This window comes from Pyxidicoccus caerfyrddinensis (assembly GCF_010894405.1).
Classification (GTDB): domain Bacteria; phylum Myxococcota; class Myxococcia; order Myxococcales; family Myxococcaceae; genus Myxococcus; species Myxococcus caerfyrddinensis.
On sequence record NZ_JAAIYA010000004.1, the window covers coordinates 273,833 to 289,758 of the forward strand.

Consider the following 15,926-nt stretch of genomic DNA (forward strand, 5'->3'; position numbering starts at 1 on the left):
CACTTGATCTCCACCCAGGGTGAGATCAGCGGCCCACTACCCTGTGCGGATCAGGCTCGGGGTGAAACCTGTTGCACGCTGTAGTGAGCGCGCCTCCGAAACGGATCACGCTCTTCCCCGGGCACACGCTGGGTGAACACGGGCGGTTCACTCCACTCAGGAGGTAGCCGGCGCTGGCCGGACGAAGCAGATCGCGCGGCTCTGGATCAGCGACGTGTCTCTGTCGTAGTGGTGGGCCGCGATCTGCTCACGCGCCCGGGGCCCCTGTGTACCAGGGGTGCGACAGGGTGGGACAGGCCTGGAAGGTGCGCGCCGCGGTGTCCCGCGCATCTGGAAACCGGTTGGGGACACCGACGAGCACCGGACGCACGCAGGGGCCCGACGCTTCGAGCGCGGGACCGTGGAGGCATGATCGTGGGCGGGTTGGACTGGGTGCAGGTGGACGTCGGCTTCCCCATGAGCCTCGCCGTGGTGGGCGCCGCGCGCTCGCTGGGCATGGAGCGGCGGGCGTTCCTCGGCGCCATCGTGGAGCTCCAGATCTGGGCCGTGCAGGCCCTCCCCTCCGGACGCTTCGAGCCCTTTCCCGCGTCCGCAGGACGTCCGCAGGACGCGTCCGCGGACGAGCCCATCTGGTGTGAAGCGGTCGAGGGCGCCGTACGGTGGACGGGCGCTCCCGGGGCCTTCTGGGACGCGCTGCTCCGCACCGGAATCCTCGTGCGCGAGGACGACAGCGTCCGGCTCACCCTCTGCGACCGCTACGTGCAAGTCCTCGAAAAGAGGAAGAAGGAGGCCGAGCGAAAACGCAGGGAGCGCGCCAACAAGGCCGCCGCGTCCGCAGGACGTCCCGCGGACGCGCCCGGGACATCCGCCGCTAGAAAGAAGAGGGAGAGGGAGACGGAGAAGAAGAGTTCTTCTTCTGCAGCAGCAGCGATGGAGGGTGGATCGTCCATGGGACATCTCGCCCCCGTCCCACCGCCTCCGCCGCCGGACGAAGACACGTCCGAGGACATCGACCCCGTGCAGCTCGCCCTGCCCGGCACCCACCTGGTCCCCGTCTCCCTTCCGCCCGAGCCGGCCGCCCCGCCTCGTGACGCCCAGACCCAGGCGGAGTCCTTCTTCGAGACCTTCCAGGACGAGCGCACCCGCGCCTTCCGGGGCGTGCCCCGCGAGGACCTGCCTCCCGGTTGGTCGGACTGGTACCGCCACGCCCTGTCGAAGGTGGGTGGCGACGAGGGACGGCTGCTGACGGCCTGCCGCGGCTACCTCCAGTCCGACTGGGGCCGCTCCCGCCAGCCGGTGGGGACGTGCGTGGCCTTCTGCTCGCCCAAGGTCTGGGTGCGCTACGTCCCGCACGAGCAGCCGGACGCCGCCGAGGTCTCCGCGCCCCCGAGCGTGGACGTGTCCTCGCAGGCCGGACGCGCGTGGCAGCGGTGCCTCACGCGGCTCCACGAGCAGGGCAAGCGCTACGCCCTCCTGTGGCTCCAGAAGGCCCATCCGGTGGACGTGCAGGACGGACGGCTGATCCTCGCCGTGCCCGACGTCTACTTCCGCCAATGGGTGGAGGAGAACTACGGCGCCCTGGTGGACGCGCTGATCCGCGACTGCGGGCTCGTGGGCGTGCGGTGGCGGCTGCCCTCGGACGAGGACTCGCAGGAGGCGGCGACGGACATGGCCCGGTAGTCGGCACGGCCTCCAAGCTCCGAGCCCGCCGCGTTCCCCTGAAGTCGCCACGGTGGGAAGGGATTTTCCCATCCCGCCGGGCATGCGCCTTGCTGGGTATCCGGCAGGAGCAGACAGCCGGGAGGGTAGATGCGCGGCGGTTGGGGATGGGTGGTGGGGGCGGCGGTGCTGTTGGGCGCCTGTGGTGAGTCGAAGGATGGGAGCGACGCGGACGCGCCGAGCGGCCCGGGCCCGTGGCCCACGGACGCGGTGAAGAACTACTCGGCGGAGTTCCGCATCGGCGCCGGAGTGAGGAGCGTCGGCGTCGACGAAGCGCACAACATCTGGCTGCTGCGCGGCGCGGAGATTGGCGTGCTGCGGCCCGGCGACACGGAGCCCACGTGGACGCGCGGCGTGGGCCAGGCCGAGGGAGGCTTCGGGCGGGACAAGAAGGCGCTCGGCTCCACCGTCATCTGCGGCGGCGAGGCGGGCCGCGCCTACGTGGGCTACCACACGTACGAGTTGCAGTCGGAGGTGCCGGACAAGCCCCACGCGTACATCCCCGCGCCCGGTGAGCCGCACTACACCGAAGCGCGCTTCGCGGAGTACCAGAAGGGCGACCTGGACGCGGTGCGCCTGGAGTCCGACGGCACGGTGGCGCTGGAAGAGCACCTGTGGCGCAGCGTGGGCGTATCCGGCGGCACCCAGCATCTCGGCATCCGCAACACCAACGACTTCCACTACGACGAGGACCGCTCCGTGCTCACCTGCCAGCGGGGGCTGCGCGGGCGCGACAAGGGGGACCTGTACATCGGCACCAACCATGGCGTGTCGCTGGTGCGCGGGCTCACCTACAACAGCCACCGCCACGCGGCCTGGTACGCGGACGGTGACTCACTCCAGGCCGGCTTCAACTGGGGCCTGGGCATCGGGCCCGAGGGCGAGGTGCTGGTCGCCAACGACTGGATGGTGGGCATCCTCGAACCGAACGGCGTGCTGGAGGACTTCGACAAGGAGCGCACCTGGGACGGCCCGGTGCCCTGGCGCTACAAGGGCCACAACGCGCAGCTCAACAGCCTGGAGACGTTCGACTACTGGCGCGCCATCACCCGCACGAAGCAGGGCGTCACCTGGGTGGGGAGCAAGGACTTCGGCCTCTGGCGCATGGACCAGAAGGACCGCTCCAGCGCGAACTACACGCGCGTTAGCGTCCTCCCCTCCGACAACGTGACGGCGCTCGCGGCCACGGACGACGGAAGCGTCTACGTGGGCACCCATGACGCGGGCCTGTGGCGCATCGCAGAAGGCGGCGAGACGCCCACCCGCGTGGACACGGTGAGCGGAGACCAGGTGTTGCAAGTGGTCTACGACCCCACCGTGAAGCCCGCGATGCTCTACGTCCTCACGGACACGGGCCTCACGGTGCTGCGGGAGGACTGACGGGAAGCGGCTTCACCTCGAGCTGCTTGGAGGCGAGGAACTCCGCGTTGAACACCTTCGAGGCGTAGCGGCTGCCGTGGTCACACAGGAAGGTGACGATGCGCAGCCCCTCGCCCTGGTGGCGGCGTGCAATCTCCCACGCGGCGCGCACGTTGAGGGCGGCGGACGTCCCCACCACGAGCGCGTCCTGGCGGGCCAGGTGGTAGAGCATCTCCAGCATGTCCTGATCGCCCAGGCGCATGGCCTCGTCCACGCGCGCGCGCCGGAAGTTCTCCGTCAGCCGCATGATGCCGATGCCCTCGGTAATGGAGTTACCGGTGCACTCCAGCTTCCCCTCGCGCACGTAGCAGTAGAGGCCCGAGCCCGGCGGGTCCACCAGCACCACGCGCAGCGCCGGGTTCTTCTCCTTCAGGTAGCGGCTGACGCCAGACATCGTCCCGCCGCTGCCGACCGACGCGACGAGCACGTCCACCTTCCCCTCGCACTGCTCCCAGAGTTCCGGCCCCGTCGTCTCGTAGTGGAAGTCGCCGTTGGCCGGGTTCTCGAACTGGTTCGCCCAGAACCAGCCGTGCTGCTCGGCCAGGGCGCGGGCCTGGTGGAAGAAGTGGAGCGGGTTGGCGAAGGCCACCGCGGGCACCTTGCGGACCTCCACGCCCATGGCCTCCAGGTACTCGTACTTCTCGCGGGCCTGGTTGTCCGGCATGGTGACGACGACGCGGTAGCCGCGCTCGCGGCCCAGCAGCCCCAGGCCGATGCCGGTGTTGCCGGCGGTGCCCTCCACGAGCGTGCCGCCCGGCTTCAAGAGCCCCTGCTCCTCCGCGCGGCGAATCATCCCCTTGGCGGCGCGGTCCTTGATGCTGCCGCCGGGGTTCATGAACTCGGCCTTCCCGAGGATGTCACACCCGGTCTGCCGGCTCAGCGAGCCGATGCGCAAGAGCGGCGTGTTCCCTACCGCGTCCCAGAGCGAACCAATGCGTGGCGCCATGCGTGTGTCCCTCGCGTCGCGTAGGACTCCCCCGTAGCGGAGTCCCACGAGCGAGGCAACCCACCCAGGGCCTTCAGTCCGCGCGCATCGCCTCGACGGGGTCCAGCTTCGCCGCCCGCGCGGCCGGGTAGATGCCGAACAACAGCCCCACCCCGCAGCTCATGAACAGGGCCAGCGCCACCACCCACGGCGGAACGACCATGGGGAAGCGCAGCATCCAGTTCCCCAGGAACACCAGGAAGAAGCCCAGGCCCACGCCCATGGCGCCGCCCATGAGCGCCAGCAGCACCGCCTCCGTGGCGAACTGCCCGAGGATGCGCCGCCTCTTCGCGCCCAGCGCCTTGCGCACGCCAATCTCCCGCGTCCGCTCCATCACCGACACCAGCATGATGTTCAGGATGCCGATGCCGCCCACCACCAGCGACAACAGACACACTCCGACGCCGGCGATGCTAATGACCACGGAGAGCTGGTTGAAGGACGCCGTCATCGACTCGTTGGTGTGCATCTCGAAGTCGTTGGGCAGGTTCGACGCCACGCTCCGGCGGCGGCGCAGGAGCGTGGCCACCTCGTCCTGCGCCTTCTGGAACAGCTCGGGCTCCTTCGCCTGCACGTCCACGTCCAGCGAGCGGTTCTTCCCGTAGAGCTGCTGGAAGATGAGCAGCGGCATCATCGCCTGGTTGTCCAGGCTGAACATGCCCATCATGCTGCCGCGCCGCTGCAGCACGCCGATGACGCGGAAGGGCCGCCCCTTGATGCGCACCTCGTAGCCCACCGGGTCCATGCCGGGGAAGAGCACGTCCGCCACGTCCGTGCCCAGCACCACCACGGACCGACCGTCCAGCGCCTCCACCTCGTTGAAGAAGCGCCCGGAGGCCAGCGTCAGGCCGCTCGTCACCGAGTAGTTCGTCTGCGTGCCGAAGACGCGCACCGACGGCCGCGTCTCCAGGGCGGCCGTGGCCACCTTCTGGCCGCCCTCGTCGTCCGCGGGCGCCACCACGCCCACCGACGGGCAGGCCTCTTCGATGGCGTGCACGTCCTCCATGGTGATGTCCGGCCGCCGGGCGAACTTCGCCCAGTTGATGCGGCCGAAGCCGCCCGCGGGCCACTTCGTCACCTGGAAGGTGTGGGCCCCCATGCGGCCGAGGTCCTTGTTCACCTTCATGCGGAGCCCTTCAATCAGCCCCATCATGGTGATGACCGTCGCCACGCCGATGACGATGCCCAGCAGCGTCAGCAGCGAGCGCAGCGGGTTGCCCAGGAACGTGCCCAGGGCCAGCCGCAGGTTGTCCAGGAAGGCTCGCATCGCGTCACTCGTACCGGAGGGCTTCCACCGGGTCCAGGTTGGCCGCGCGCGCCGCGGGCCAGATGCCGAACAGCAGGCCCACCAGCGCGGCGAAGCCCACCCCGCCAATCACCGTGCCCGGCTGCACGTCCGCCGCCAGCGGGGTGATGAGCGAGACGATTTTCGCCGTGCCCAGCCCCACCGTGGTCCCCAGCAGGCCTCCCACCGCGGACACGCTCGACGCTTCCATGAGGAACTGGAAGACGATGGTGCGCTTGCGCGCGCCCAGCGCCCGCCGCACGCCAATCTCCCGCGTCCGCTCGCGCACCGACACCAGCATGATGTTCATGATGCCGATGCCACCCACCAGCAGCGTGATGAGCCCCACGCCCACGGCCACGCCGTAGAGCGCGCCGGTGAGCTGCTCGTACGTCTGGGCCATGGCCTCGGGCTTGTTGATGCTGAAGTCGTCCGCGGCGTCCGGCGGCGTGGAGCGGATGCGCCGGAGGATGCCTATCAACTGGTCCTCCGCCCGCTTCACCTGCGCCGCGTCCTCCACGGCCAGGGCAATCTCGAAGCCGCGGCCCTTGCCGAAGCTCGAATAGAACGTCTTGAAGGGGATGAAGACGACGAGGTCCAGGCTCTCGCTGACAATCTTCCCCTTGCGGCTGAGCGTGCCCACCACCTGGAACGAGCGGTTGTCGATGCGGATGGTGCGACCCACCGGGCTGATGCCGGGGAAGAGCGCGTCCGCCACGTCCGCGCCCACCACCGCCACCGGCCGCGTCACCTCGTCGTCCGCGTCGGTGATGAAGCGTCCGCCAGTGACTTCATAGCCGGCGATGGAGAGGTACTCCTGCCTCACGCCGGTGATGCGCACCGTGGACATCTGCTCGCCGCCGTGCGCCACGTCCGACACGCGCTGCACGTAGGGCGACATGGCCGACAGGAAGGGCGCCAGCGACCGCAGCCGGTCCACCTGCTCCATCGTGAAGTTCTTCCGGTTCCGGTACACCCACCAGTCGCCCTTCATCATCCAGGGGAACTTGGAGACGTAGAGCGTGTTGGCGCCGAAGCCGGCCAGCTGCCGGTGGAAGGACGTGTTGAGCCCCTGGATGATGCCGACGATGGCCAGCAGCGTCGCCACGCCGATGCCGATGCCCAGCGTGGTCAGCACCGTGCGCAGGCGGTTGGCCTTGAGCGAGAAGACGGCGATGCGCGCGCCCTCCAGCACGTCCACCCTGAAGCCCGGCGGCAGGCTCATGCGCCCCCCGCGGCCAGCACCACCGGGGCCGTGCCCAGGGCCACGTCACGGCCCACGCCGTCCGCGACAATCTGCCCGTCGCTCAGGCGGATGGCCCGGGGACAGCGCGCCGCCAGCTTGGGCTCGTGCGTGACGAGCACCAGCGTGTGGCCCGCCTGGTGGAGCTGCTCGAACAGCCGGACGATTTCCTCGCCCGTGGCCGAGTCCAGGTTGCCCGTGGGCTCGTCCGCCAGCAGCATGGACGGCTCGGACACCAGCGCGCGGGCAATGGCCACGCGCTGCCGCTGACCGCCGGACAGCTCATTGGGCTTGTGGTGGATGCGGGGCGTGAGCTGGACCTTGTCGAGCGCCGCCCGCGCCCGCTCACGGCGCTCTCGCGCCGGCATCCCGCGGTACACCAGCGGCAGCTCCACGTTGGCCAGCGCCGTCTCGCGCGGCAGCAGCTGGAAGGTCTGGAAGATGAAGCCGATCTCCACGTTGCGGATGACGGCCAGCTCGTCGTCGCTCATGCGCGACACGTCCTTGCCGTTCAGCATGTAGCGACCGCTGGTGGGCGTGTCGAGACAGCCCAGCACGTTCATCATCGTGCTCTTGCCGGAGCCCGACTGGCCGATGATGGCCACCCACTCGCCACGGTTGATGCCGAAGGAGACGCCGCGCAGCGCGCGCACCTCCTCGCCGCCCACGTGGAAGACGCGGGTGATGTTCTCCACCTGGATGAGGGGCCCCGCGCTGCTTCCGTCACTCACGACTTCCGCCCACCCTTCGTGCCGCCCGGGCCCTGACCCGGCTCGGGCTCGCGCACCACGTCGCCGTCGTTCAGCTCCTTGGACAGCGTGCGGTAGGGGCCTTCCACCACGCGGTCCCCGTCCTTGATGCCGGTGAGGATCTCCAGCTCCGTGTCGGAGGCGATGCCCGTCGTCACCGACTGCACGCGTGCCTTGTTCTCGGCGTCCACCACGAACACCACCTTGGCCAGCGACTCGGTGCGCTTGGCCGTCAGCGCCCCGCCCTCCACCGGCTCCTTGTAGTCAGGCAGCGAGCGCGCCGAGCGCACCGTCACCGCCTGGATGGGCACCAGCACCACGTCCTTGCGCGTCTCCGCGGAGATGCGCACCTCGGCGCTCATGCCGGGCAGCACGCCCGGAGGCCGGGTGTCCAGCGCCACGGTGACGGGGAAGCTCGTCACCTCGGCCTCGGTGCCCGCGTTCTTGATGAGCGCCTTCTGGGCAATCTCCACCACGGAGCCGCTGAAGGTCTGCCCCTCCAGCGCGTCCAGCGTCACCTCGGCGGGCTGGCCGGGCTTGAGGTGCACCACCTCGTGCTCGCCCACCTCGAACTTCACCTCCATGGCGCTGAGCGCGGCGATGGTCATCACCACGTCCTCGGACAGCTCCGAGCCGCGCACGCGCTCACCCACTTCGCGCGACAGCTCGATGACGTTGCCGTCGATGGGCGACAAGAGCGTCGTCTTGGACAGGTCCGTCTGCGCCTGGTCCACGAAGGCCACGTTGCGCGCCAGCATCTGCTTGGCGGAAGCCACCCGCGCGTCCGACGAGTTCTTCGCCGCGCGCGCCTGCTCGATCTCCGCCGCCGACGCGAGGCCCTTCGCCGCCAGGCCCTCCACGCGGGCCAGCTCCTGCCCGGTGCGCACCGCCTCCACCTCGGCCACCTGCGTGTCCGCGCGCGAGGCGTTCTGCGACGCCATCGCCTGCTTCATCGCGGCCTCGTAGATGCGCTTGTCGATGCGGCCCAGCACCTGGCCCTTCTTCACCGGCTCGCCGTCCTTCACGAGCAGCTCCACCAGGTCTCCGGAGAGGCTGGAGGAGATCTTCACGGTGGTGGCCGCCTGCACCTTGCCCGCACCGGTGATGGTCCGGGTGATGGTGCCCTTGTGCGCCTTGGCGACCTGGACCTCCAGTGACGGCGGCGGCCGCTCCTTGAGTCCGCCGACGGTGATGGCCGCCGCACCCAGGAACAACACGCCAGCAATGGCACCCTTCCACCACTTCATTTCGACTCTCCCGGGCTCAGGGCGCCCATGGCCCGCAGCAATGTGAAGCGGGCGATTTCGACATCAATCCTGTTTTCCAGCAAGCTGAGCTCGGCCTGCGTCAGGCTGAGCTGCGAGTCGCGGACCTCCAGGGTGGAGCCCGCGCCGGCGCGGAAGCGCTCCTCTGCCAGCCTCAAGCCCTGGACGGCGGCCTCGCGGTTGTCAGCGGCCAGGCGAGCGGCCACCAGCTGGGCCTCCAGCGAGCGGTGCGCGCTGCGCACCTGCCCTTCGATTTCGCGCACCGTCTGCGCCAGTATCACCTGGGCCCGGCGGATGTTGGCCTCGGCGCGCTTCGACTGGGCGCCGGTGGCGAAGCCGTTGAAGAGGTCCCACGAAAGCTGGACGCTGGCGGTGAGGTCGTTCTGCAGGCGCGGCTCCGTGAAGACGGCCTCCGCGCTCGGACCTCCGCGCGTGTAGCTACCGCGTGCCGACAGGCTGGGGATGTAGTCCGCACGGGCGATGGCGCGCTGCAGCTCCGCGGAGCGCACCTGCCCCTGGAGCGCCGCGAGCAGCGGCCGGTGCTCCCGGGCCTGCGTGAGGGCGGTGTCCATGGCGGGCGCGGGCGCGGGCTCCGTCTGGAGCACGCCGGGGTCGGCCGCCTGCAAGGGCTCGGTGCCGGGGCGGGCCAGCCAGATGGCCAGCTGCGTCTGGTCCGTCACCAGCTGCGCCAGCGTCGACGTGAAGGTGATGCGGTCATTGCCCAGGTTGACGAGGGCGGTGATCTCCTCGTTCTTCCCCACGCGGCCCGCCTGGAACAGGGCCCGGGCGCGCTCGAGCTGCTCCTCGCTGCGCTTGACGGTGGCCTCCAGCACCTGGAGGGTGGCCTGGGTGCGGAATAGCACGAAGAAGCGGCGGATGGCCTCCAGCTCGGAGGTGTCCGCCTCCTCCAGCGCCTGGCTCTTCTCCACGTCCCGGAGCACGCCGCTCTGCTGGAGCTGCTTGAAGCGCGCCCGGTCGTAGATGACCTGCGTCAGCGTCAGGCCCAGGTCGTAGTTGGCGATGGTGTAGGCGGGGGCCTCGACCTCCCGGGTGATGACGCGGTTGGCGTTGGTCGGGTCGGGGATGAAGTTGGCCCTAATCTGATTGCTGGTCCACGTCTTGCCCGCGGAGGCCGCCAGGCTGAGCTGCGGCAGGAGCGCGGAGCGCGACACATTCACGTCCTGCTCGGCGACCTCCACGTCCAGCAGCGCCTGGATGGCGCTGGCGTTGTTGCGGCCGAGCGCGCGGGCCTGGTCCAGGGAGATGGGCGTGGTGGCGTCCGTCGGGACGGCGGGACTCGACGGCACGGAGGCGGTGGAGGCCGGGGCCAGGGGGTCCTGGGTGGCGGCGCTCGGGGGCGCCTGGGGGGAGTCCGCCTGCGCGGCGGAGAGGATGGCGGCGACGAGGAGCGCGTTCACTTGCCACCTCCCATCCCCGGAAGGCCAATCATCATCACGCCCGCGAACATGGCGTAGAGCACCACGGCCAGCAGCAGCGCGCGACCGCGGCTCATGCCGGTGGCGGCGGAGAAGCCCAGGCCCAAGAGGCCCGCGCTCCACAGGTTGAAGAAGTCCACCGCGCTGGCCACCCGGAGCATCTTCGGGCTCAGCCCCTGGATGATGACGCCCAGGTTGGAGGGCACGAGCTGCGCGGCGCGCGCGGCCGTGACGGAGTGCTGCGCCGCGAGGCAGACGGTGAAGATGAGGTGGTAGAGGGCGATGGGCAGCAGCGCGAGCGCCGCCGCGGACATCAGCCGCTCGAAGGGCGCGGGCCGGTCGAACAGCCAGCCCACCACCCACAGCACGCACGCCAGCACCAGCGCCAGCAGCGGCATGACGAAGACACCCTTGGCGATGCCGCCCACCAGCGCCTTGCGGGTGGCGGTCTGGATGTTGTCGGAGAGGTCGGCCTCGGACATGCCGGCCAGCGTGCCCGTGCCTTGCAGCTCACGGATGACGTCGGGCGCGGCGTCCCAGCGCAGGGAATAGAGCGTCCCGGAGGCGGACACGCACAGGGCGAGAATCAGGAGAGGCCACACCCAGCGGCGGGCCTCGACGGCGGTGCGCGTTCCCTCGAAGGGGTCGACGAAGACGCGTACCGGTTGGACGAGAGAGGTCATATGGTTGAGTGTCTCGGAGCGATGTACGGCACTCGCCCTCAGGCAATTGCCCGGCCAGCCGGAATTGACGCGGAGAACGAGCAGGCAGCCAACCGAATTCCGCGTGGGCCCGCTTTCTACCTCAGTGTTTCAGCGGACCTGTAGCGACCTGTAGCGGAAATTTTGCTGGACGCCTGGAGAGGGTGTATTCCGCCTGCCTGCCCGCTTGCCGGAGCTCGAATGGTCGATAGCACGGATCTCGCGCAGGTACTCCACGAGGCGAACGACATCGCACAGAGCGTGGTGCAGAGGCTCACCTCGGCGCACGTGCTGCTGGCCCTCTTCACGGTGGAGAACCGCGCCCAGCTCCTGTTGAAGGAGCGGGGGGTGGACGAGGACGCCCTATTGCAGCTCCTCACGGCGGCCCCGGCCGAGACGGACGGGGTGGTGCGCGAGCTCCGGGAGAAGACGCGGGAGATTGCCACCAGCCTGGGCTCGCCCGAGGCGGACTGCCTGCACCTGCTCATCGCGGTGACGCGGGTGCGCTGCTCTGCGCACGAGCTGCTGCTCCATGCGGGCCAGGACCTGGCGACGCTGCGTACGACGGCCATGGCCTACTTCACGAGCGGCCGCATGCCCCGCTTCCTCCAGACCGGCCGCGCGCTCGCAACGGGCGGCCGGGTGCCCGTGAGCCGCCCGGTGGGGGCCCCCCCTTCCCCCCTGCCCGCCTCAACGGTCGCGGTGAGCCTGCCGCGTGCCATCACCACGCCCCCGCCTCTTCCGAAGCGGCCGTCGCGCTCCACTCCGGCCCTGTCGCCCAGGGACCTCATCGACGTGGACGAACCGGAGGCGCTGGCCGACGAGCCCGTCCTCCCGCCCGCCCCACCGGTGGTGGCACGCGCCGCTCCGCCTCCGCCCGCCCCGCCGGTGGTGGCGCGCACCGCTCCGCCTCTGCCCGCGCCCCTGCCCCCGCCGCTGTCACGCCCGGTGGCGCCGCCTCCGGCGCCCGTGGCCCGTCACGCGTCCGTGACGCTGGACGCGAAGGCCTTCCCGCTGCTCACCTCGCTGGGCCGCAACCTGAGCCAGGCGGCCCGCGAGGGGCGGCTGGACCCGGTGGTGGGCCGCGCGCGGGAGGTCGAGGAGGTCATCGACATCCTGGGCAAGCGCCGCACCAACAACCCGTGCCTGCTGGGCGAGCCCGGTGTGGGCAAGACGGCGGTGGTGGAGGGCGTGGCGCAGCGGCTGTTGGAGCTGCGCGGCACGCTGGCGGAGAAGGTGCTGGTGGAGCTGGACATGGCCTCGCTGGTGGCGGGGACGCAGCTTCGGGGCTCCTTCTCCGAGAAGCTCAACGCGCTGAAGGAGGAGGTCCGCCGCGCGGAGGGGCGCGTGGTGGTCTTCATCGACGAAATCCACACGCTGGTGGGCGCGGGCTCCACGGGCGAGGGCCCGCAGGACGCGGCCAACGAGCTGAAGACGGCGATGGCGCGCGGCGAGTTCCCGTGCATCGGCGCGACGACGCACGACGAGTACCGCAAGTTCATCAGCGCGGACCCGGCGCTGGAGCGGCGCTTCACCGCGGTGGTGGTGAACGAGCCGTCGGTGCCGGAGACGGTGGAAATCCTTCAGGGCATCATCGGCCGCTACGAGGAGCACCACGCGCTGCGCTACCTGCCGGAGGCACTGGAGGCCGCGGCGTCGCTGGCGAGCCGCTACGTGACGGACCGGTTCATGCCGGACAAGGCCATCTCCGTGGTGGACCTGGCGGGCAGCCGGTGCCACCGCGAGGGCCGGGACGTGGTGGAAGCGGCGGACGTGGCGCGCGTGGTGGCGAAGCTCGCGGGGGTGCCCGAGGAGCGGCTGCTCATGAACGACTCGGCGCGCCTGCTGCGGCTGGAGCAGGACCTGTCCGAGCGCGTGATTGGCCACACGGAGGCGGTGGCGCGGATTGCGCGGGTCATTCGACGCAACTACGCCGGGTTCGCGTCGCGGCGGCCCATGGGCAGCTTCCTCTTCCTGGGCCCCACGGGCGTGGGCAAGACGGAGATGGCGCGGGCGCTGGCGGAGGTGCTCTTCGGCAACCGCGACGCGCTGGTGCGGCTGGACATGAGCGAGATGTCCGAGCAGCACGGCGTCTCGCGGCTCATCGGCGCACCCGCGGGCTACGTCGGCTTCGGCGAGGGTGGCCAGCTCACCGAGCCGGTGCGCCGCCGGCCGTCGTCGGTGGTGGTGCTGGACGAAATCGAGAAGGCGCACCGCGAGGTGCAGCTGCTCCTGCTCCAGGTGCTGGAGGAGGGCCGGCTGACGGACGGCAAGGGCCGGCACATCGACTTCTCGAACACGGTCATCGTGATGACCACCAACCTGGGCGCGGAGGCCTTCTCCCGCACGGGCCGGCCGGTGGGCTTCGGCGCGGATGCGGGTGGGCCGGCGGATGCCATGGAGCTGGCGGCCTCCGCTGCGCGCAAGGCGCTGCCGCCGGAGCTGTGGAACCGCATCGACGAGCGGCTCCCCTTCCGTCCGCTGGAGGAGACGGAGGTGGCGCGCATCGCCACGCTGCTGCTGGAGGAGAGCAGCAAGCGGCTCGCGACGGAGCGGGGCATCGAGTACGTCGCGGGCGAGGACGTGGTGGGGCACCTGCTGAAGTCCGGTGGCTTCGACCCGCAGCTCGGCGCGCGGCCCATGCGGCAGATGGTGCAGCGACTGGTGGAGGCTCCGCTGGCGGAGCGCATCCTCTCCGGTGAGTTCGGCTCCGGAGACCGCGTCCGCGTCGCGGTGCAGTCCGGCCAGCTGCAGTTCCGACGCGACTCGCACTGAATCGCGGGTCGCCCCCACGTCTTACGTGCCTCGGAGTCCCGTGCGTGGTGACATGCCACCCGCACCGAAGGAACCCGAGGTCGCGATGCCCGACACCGCCGCTCGCAAGCGCAGCCCCCGCGCCTCACGCGTTCCCGTCGTCATCGTCGGAGCCGGCCGGCTCGGCGGAGCGCTCGCGCTGGCACTCACGGCGAAGCGCTGGTCCGTGCGACTGCACTCGCGTGGCACCGAAGGCCAGGAGCGCGCGGACGGCCTGGGCCTGAAGTCCGCCACCCCCGCGGACCTGAAGCGCGCCCGTGTCGTCCTGCTCTGTGTCCCCGACGCGGCGGTGCCCTCCGTGGCGAAGGAGCTGTCCGCCACCCTCCCCCGCTCCGCCGCGCTCGTCCACACGGCGGGCGCGCTGTCGCTCGACGCACTCGGCACCGCGAAGGGGCGCACGCGCGGCTCCTTCCATCCGCTGTGCGCGGTGTCCTCGCCCCGGGACTCGCTGGCCGGCCACGCGGTGGCGGTGAGCACCCGCTCGCGCGCGCTGCGGGACGTGCTGCGCCGCATGGCCGGGGACGTGGGGCTCCAGGTGCTCGACGTGCCGGAGTCGCACCGCGCGGCCTACCACGCGGGCGCGGTGATGAGCGCGGGCGGGCTGGTGGCGCTGGCGGATGCGGCGGTGGCGGCGCTGGGCGCGGCGGGCATTCCCCCCGACGCGGCGCTGGCGGCGCTGCTGCCGCTGATGCGCTCGGCGCTGCGGGGCGTGGAGGCCCGGGGGCTCTCCGGCGGGCTCACCGGGCCCATCGTCCGGGGGGACGCGGGCGTCGTGTCAGCCCACCTCGAGGCGCTTCCGGAAGAAGTCGCCCCGCTCTACCGACTGCTGTCGCGGCGCGCGCTGGAGCTGGCCGGAGACCGGCTCCGCCCCGAGTCGCGCGCCGCGCTGGAGCCACTGCTCAAGCCGTGATGATGAGCGAGCCCTGAAGGGCCTTGCGCACCACGGCCAGCGCCTGCTCGGAAGCGGCCTCCGCCTCGGTGAGGCGGCGCAGGCACAGGTCGCCCTGCACCTGCGTCACCGAGCGCTTCAGGTCGGCCAGCAGCGTGAGGGCCGCCTTGAGCATCTCGTCGCCCTGGGGCGTCGCGGTGGCGGGCTTGCCGGCCGACTTCGCCAGGTACTCGGTGAAGCGCTTGAGGGTGTCCGCCGTCTTCGCCGGGTCGAACTGGTCCAGCAGCGGCTTGATGCGCGCGGCGTTGATACGGATGAGCCGCAGCGCGCCAATCTTCGCGAAGCCGGGGTGCACCAGTCCGATGTCGCTCATCTCGAAGGCGCCCAGCAGGCCCTCGTCCGGGGCCTTGTGCGCGTACGGCACCATGTCCACGAAGAGGGGCAGCACGTCCACGCCCTGGCGGAACGCCTCCAGCTCCTCGTCATCCAGCGGCGGGAAGCTCGCCGGGTTGCCGATGAACAGCAGCGGCAGGACGACCTCGTGCCAGAAGTCCTCCGGCGCCGAGCCCGTGCCGCCGATGGTGCCGCACAGGTGCGCCATCAGCTCCGCGAGGCGCGGGGCGCGGTCGGCCTGCTCCAGCAGCGGCTTCGTCGCATCCAGGCGCGCGAGGGACTGGACGATCTGCCCGTCGAACTGCTGCTTCGCCTCGGGAGGCAGGGGCGGCTGGGTACGGCCCAGCGCGTTGCGCACGTCACGGCTCAGCGCGTCGGGCTTCGTGTCGAGCGCCGTCTTGGTCTTGTTCGGGTCCAGGACGACGAACTGGAGGAAGCCCGGGTCGAACAGGCGCTGGTAGTCCACCGGCGACAGCTTCTGGGCCTGGGTGCCCAGCGCCTGGGCGGGGTTGACGCTCAGGCGCGCCTGCCCCAGCGAGCGGCGGATGTCCGAGGCCAGGTCGTCCAGCCGGGCCAGCTTGCCCTGGCCGAGCGAGTCCATCACCGCGCCGAACGGCGACAGCATGATGATGGCGTCGGGGAAGCCCAGCGTGGCGCCCTCGGGCGAGTCCCGGTTGGGGAACCAGAAGGCCTGGTGCTCCTGCATGAGGCGCAGGGCGAAGGCGCCGGCGAGTCCGAGCGCCAGCGTCTGGTGCTCCGGCTGATTCACCTGGAAGGGGCCGCCGAGCAGCTTGATGACGGCCTTCTCCACGTCCTGCCAGGGCGCCTTGAGCAGATCGACGGGCTTGCCCTCGGACTTCTCGAGCGCGGCGGCGACCTGGGACTGGGCCTGGTGGACGTGCTGGGGAACGGGATACCCCTGGGGAGCGGCGGGATCGGACATGGAGGAATCCAGAATCGAAAGGGAGGCGACGCGCCTCCCAATACCGTGAAAAACGCGGTCGTGGCTACGATTTGTGCCCGCTAGG

The 15,926-nt window shown here is 70.8% G+C and carries 12 protein-coding genes; 4 read left to right on the forward strand and 8 right to left on the reverse strand.

Features of this window, described 5'->3' with window-relative positions:
* Positions 1–408: 408 nt before the first annotated feature.
* On the forward strand, positions 409–1,680 hold the full coding sequence (locus tag G4D86_RS11540) for a DnaA N-terminal domain-containing protein (RefSeq protein WP_240360193.1): 1,272 nt from the start codon (positions 409–411) through the stop codon (positions 1,678–1,680).
* Between the two features lie 129 nt (positions 1,681–1,809).
* The gene (locus tag G4D86_RS11545) at positions 1,810–3,099 is read left to right on the forward strand and encodes a hypothetical protein (protein WP_163992682.1); all 1,290 of its coding nucleotides are present in this window, start codon (positions 1,810–1,812) and stop codon (positions 3,097–3,099) included.
* Here G4D86_RS11545 and G4D86_RS11550 read toward each other — a convergent pair.
* From G4D86_RS11550 to G4D86_RS11580, 7 genes are all read right to left on the reverse strand, one after another.
* Positions 3,077–4,084, reverse strand: a complete 1,008-nt coding sequence (locus G4D86_RS11550; protein ID WP_163992683.1) for a cysteine synthase A — start codon at positions 4,082–4,084, stop codon at positions 3,077–3,079. The two genes, G4D86_RS11545 and G4D86_RS11550, sit on opposite strands and share 23 nt — an antisense overlap.
* Before the next feature lie 73 nt (positions 4,085–4,157).
* Positions 4,158–5,390: an ABC transporter permease gene (locus G4D86_RS11555; RefSeq protein ID WP_163992685.1), complete on the reverse strand. Its 1,233-nt coding sequence runs from the start codon at positions 5,388–5,390 to the stop codon at positions 4,158–4,160.
* A 4-nt stretch (positions 5,391–5,394) separates the two neighbouring features.
* Positions 5,395–6,633, reverse strand: coding sequence for an ABC transporter permease (locus G4D86_RS11560; protein WP_163992687.1), 1,239 nt, complete (start codon positions 6,631–6,633; stop codon positions 5,395–5,397).
* Complete coding sequence (locus G4D86_RS11565) at positions 6,630–7,382, reverse strand: ABC transporter ATP-binding protein (RefSeq protein WP_163992689.1); 753 nt, start codon at positions 7,380–7,382, stop codon at positions 6,630–6,632. The genes G4D86_RS11560 and G4D86_RS11565 overlap by 4 nt, the downstream gene beginning before the upstream one ends.
* A complete protein-coding gene (locus G4D86_RS11570; RefSeq protein ID WP_163992691.1) occupies positions 7,379–8,647 on the reverse strand; it encodes an efflux RND transporter periplasmic adaptor subunit in 1,269 nt (422 codons plus the stop codon). Before G4D86_RS11570 ends, G4D86_RS11565 begins: the two co-directional genes overlap by 4 nt.
* Positions 8,644–10,083: a TolC family protein gene (locus G4D86_RS11575; RefSeq protein ID WP_163992693.1), complete on the reverse strand. Its 1,440-nt coding sequence runs from the start codon at positions 10,081–10,083 to the stop codon at positions 8,644–8,646. The genes G4D86_RS11570 and G4D86_RS11575 overlap by 4 nt, the downstream gene beginning before the upstream one ends.
* A complete protein-coding gene (locus G4D86_RS11580) occupies positions 10,080–10,784 on the reverse strand; it encodes a YIP1 family protein (RefSeq protein WP_163992695.1) in 705 nt (234 codons plus the stop codon). The genes G4D86_RS11575 and G4D86_RS11580 overlap by 4 nt, the downstream gene beginning before the upstream one ends.
* Before the next feature lie 219 nt (positions 10,785–11,003).
* On the opposite strand from G4D86_RS11580, the gene G4D86_RS11585 reads away from it, so the two are divergent.
* Both G4D86_RS11585 and G4D86_RS11590 read left to right on the forward strand, forming a co-directional pair.
* The gene (locus G4D86_RS11585; protein ID WP_163992697.1) at positions 11,004–13,577 is read left to right on the forward strand and encodes an AAA family ATPase; all 2,574 of its coding nucleotides are present in this window, start codon (positions 11,004–11,006) and stop codon (positions 13,575–13,577) included.
* An 85-nt stretch (positions 13,578–13,662) separates the two neighbouring features.
* Entirely contained in the window at positions 13,663–14,526 is an 864-nt protein-coding gene (locus G4D86_RS11590) for a Rossmann-like and DUF2520 domain-containing protein (protein ID WP_163992700.1), read from the forward strand.
* Here the strand turns inward: G4D86_RS11590 and G4D86_RS11595 are convergent.
* Positions 14,516–15,841: a hypothetical protein gene (locus G4D86_RS11595; protein WP_163992702.1), complete on the reverse strand. Its 1,326-nt coding sequence runs from the start codon at positions 15,839–15,841 to the stop codon at positions 14,516–14,518. The genes G4D86_RS11590 and G4D86_RS11595 overlap by 11 nt on opposite strands.
* Positions 15,842–15,926 lie beyond the last annotated feature (85 nt).

What these genes read in the sequence shown, in the direction of transcription:
- G4D86_RS11545 (WP_163992682.1), top strand. Translation starts at nt 1,810, where the DNA reads ATGCGCGGCGGTTGGGGATGGGTGGTGGGGGCGGCGGTGCTGTTGGGC.
- G4D86_RS11580 (WP_163992695.1), bottom strand. Translation starts at nt 10,784, where the DNA reads ATGACCTCTCTCGTCCAACCGGTACGCGTCTTCGTCGACCCCTTCGAG.
- G4D86_RS11590 (WP_163992700.1), top strand. Translation starts at nt 13,663, where the DNA reads ATGCCCGACACCGCCGCTCGCAAGCGCAGCCCCCGCGCCTCACGCGTT.
- G4D86_RS11585 (WP_163992697.1), top strand. Translation starts at nt 11,004, where the DNA reads ATGGTCGATAGCACGGATCTCGCGCAGGTACTCCACGAGGCGAACGAC.
- G4D86_RS11550 (WP_163992683.1), bottom strand. Translation starts at nt 4,084, where the DNA reads ATGGCGCCACGCATTGGTTCGCTCTGGGACGCGGTAGGGAACACGCCG.
- G4D86_RS11570 (WP_163992691.1), bottom strand. Translation starts at nt 8,647, where the DNA reads ATGAAGTGGTGGAAGGGTGCCATTGCTGGCGTGTTGTTCCTGGGTGCG.
- G4D86_RS11540 (WP_240360193.1), top strand. Translation starts at nt 409, where the DNA reads ATGATCGTGGGCGGGTTGGACTGGGTGCAGGTGGACGTCGGCTTCCCC.
- G4D86_RS11560 (WP_163992687.1), bottom strand. Translation starts at nt 6,633, where the DNA reads ATGAGCCTGCCGCCGGGCTTCAGGGTGGACGTGCTGGAGGGCGCGCGC.
- G4D86_RS11555 (WP_163992685.1), bottom strand. Translation starts at nt 5,390, where the DNA reads ATGCGAGCCTTCCTGGACAACCTGCGGCTGGCCCTGGGCACGTTCCTG.
- G4D86_RS11595 (WP_163992702.1), bottom strand. Translation starts at nt 15,841, where the DNA reads ATGTCCGATCCCGCCGCTCCCCAGGGGTATCCCGTTCCCCAGCACGTC.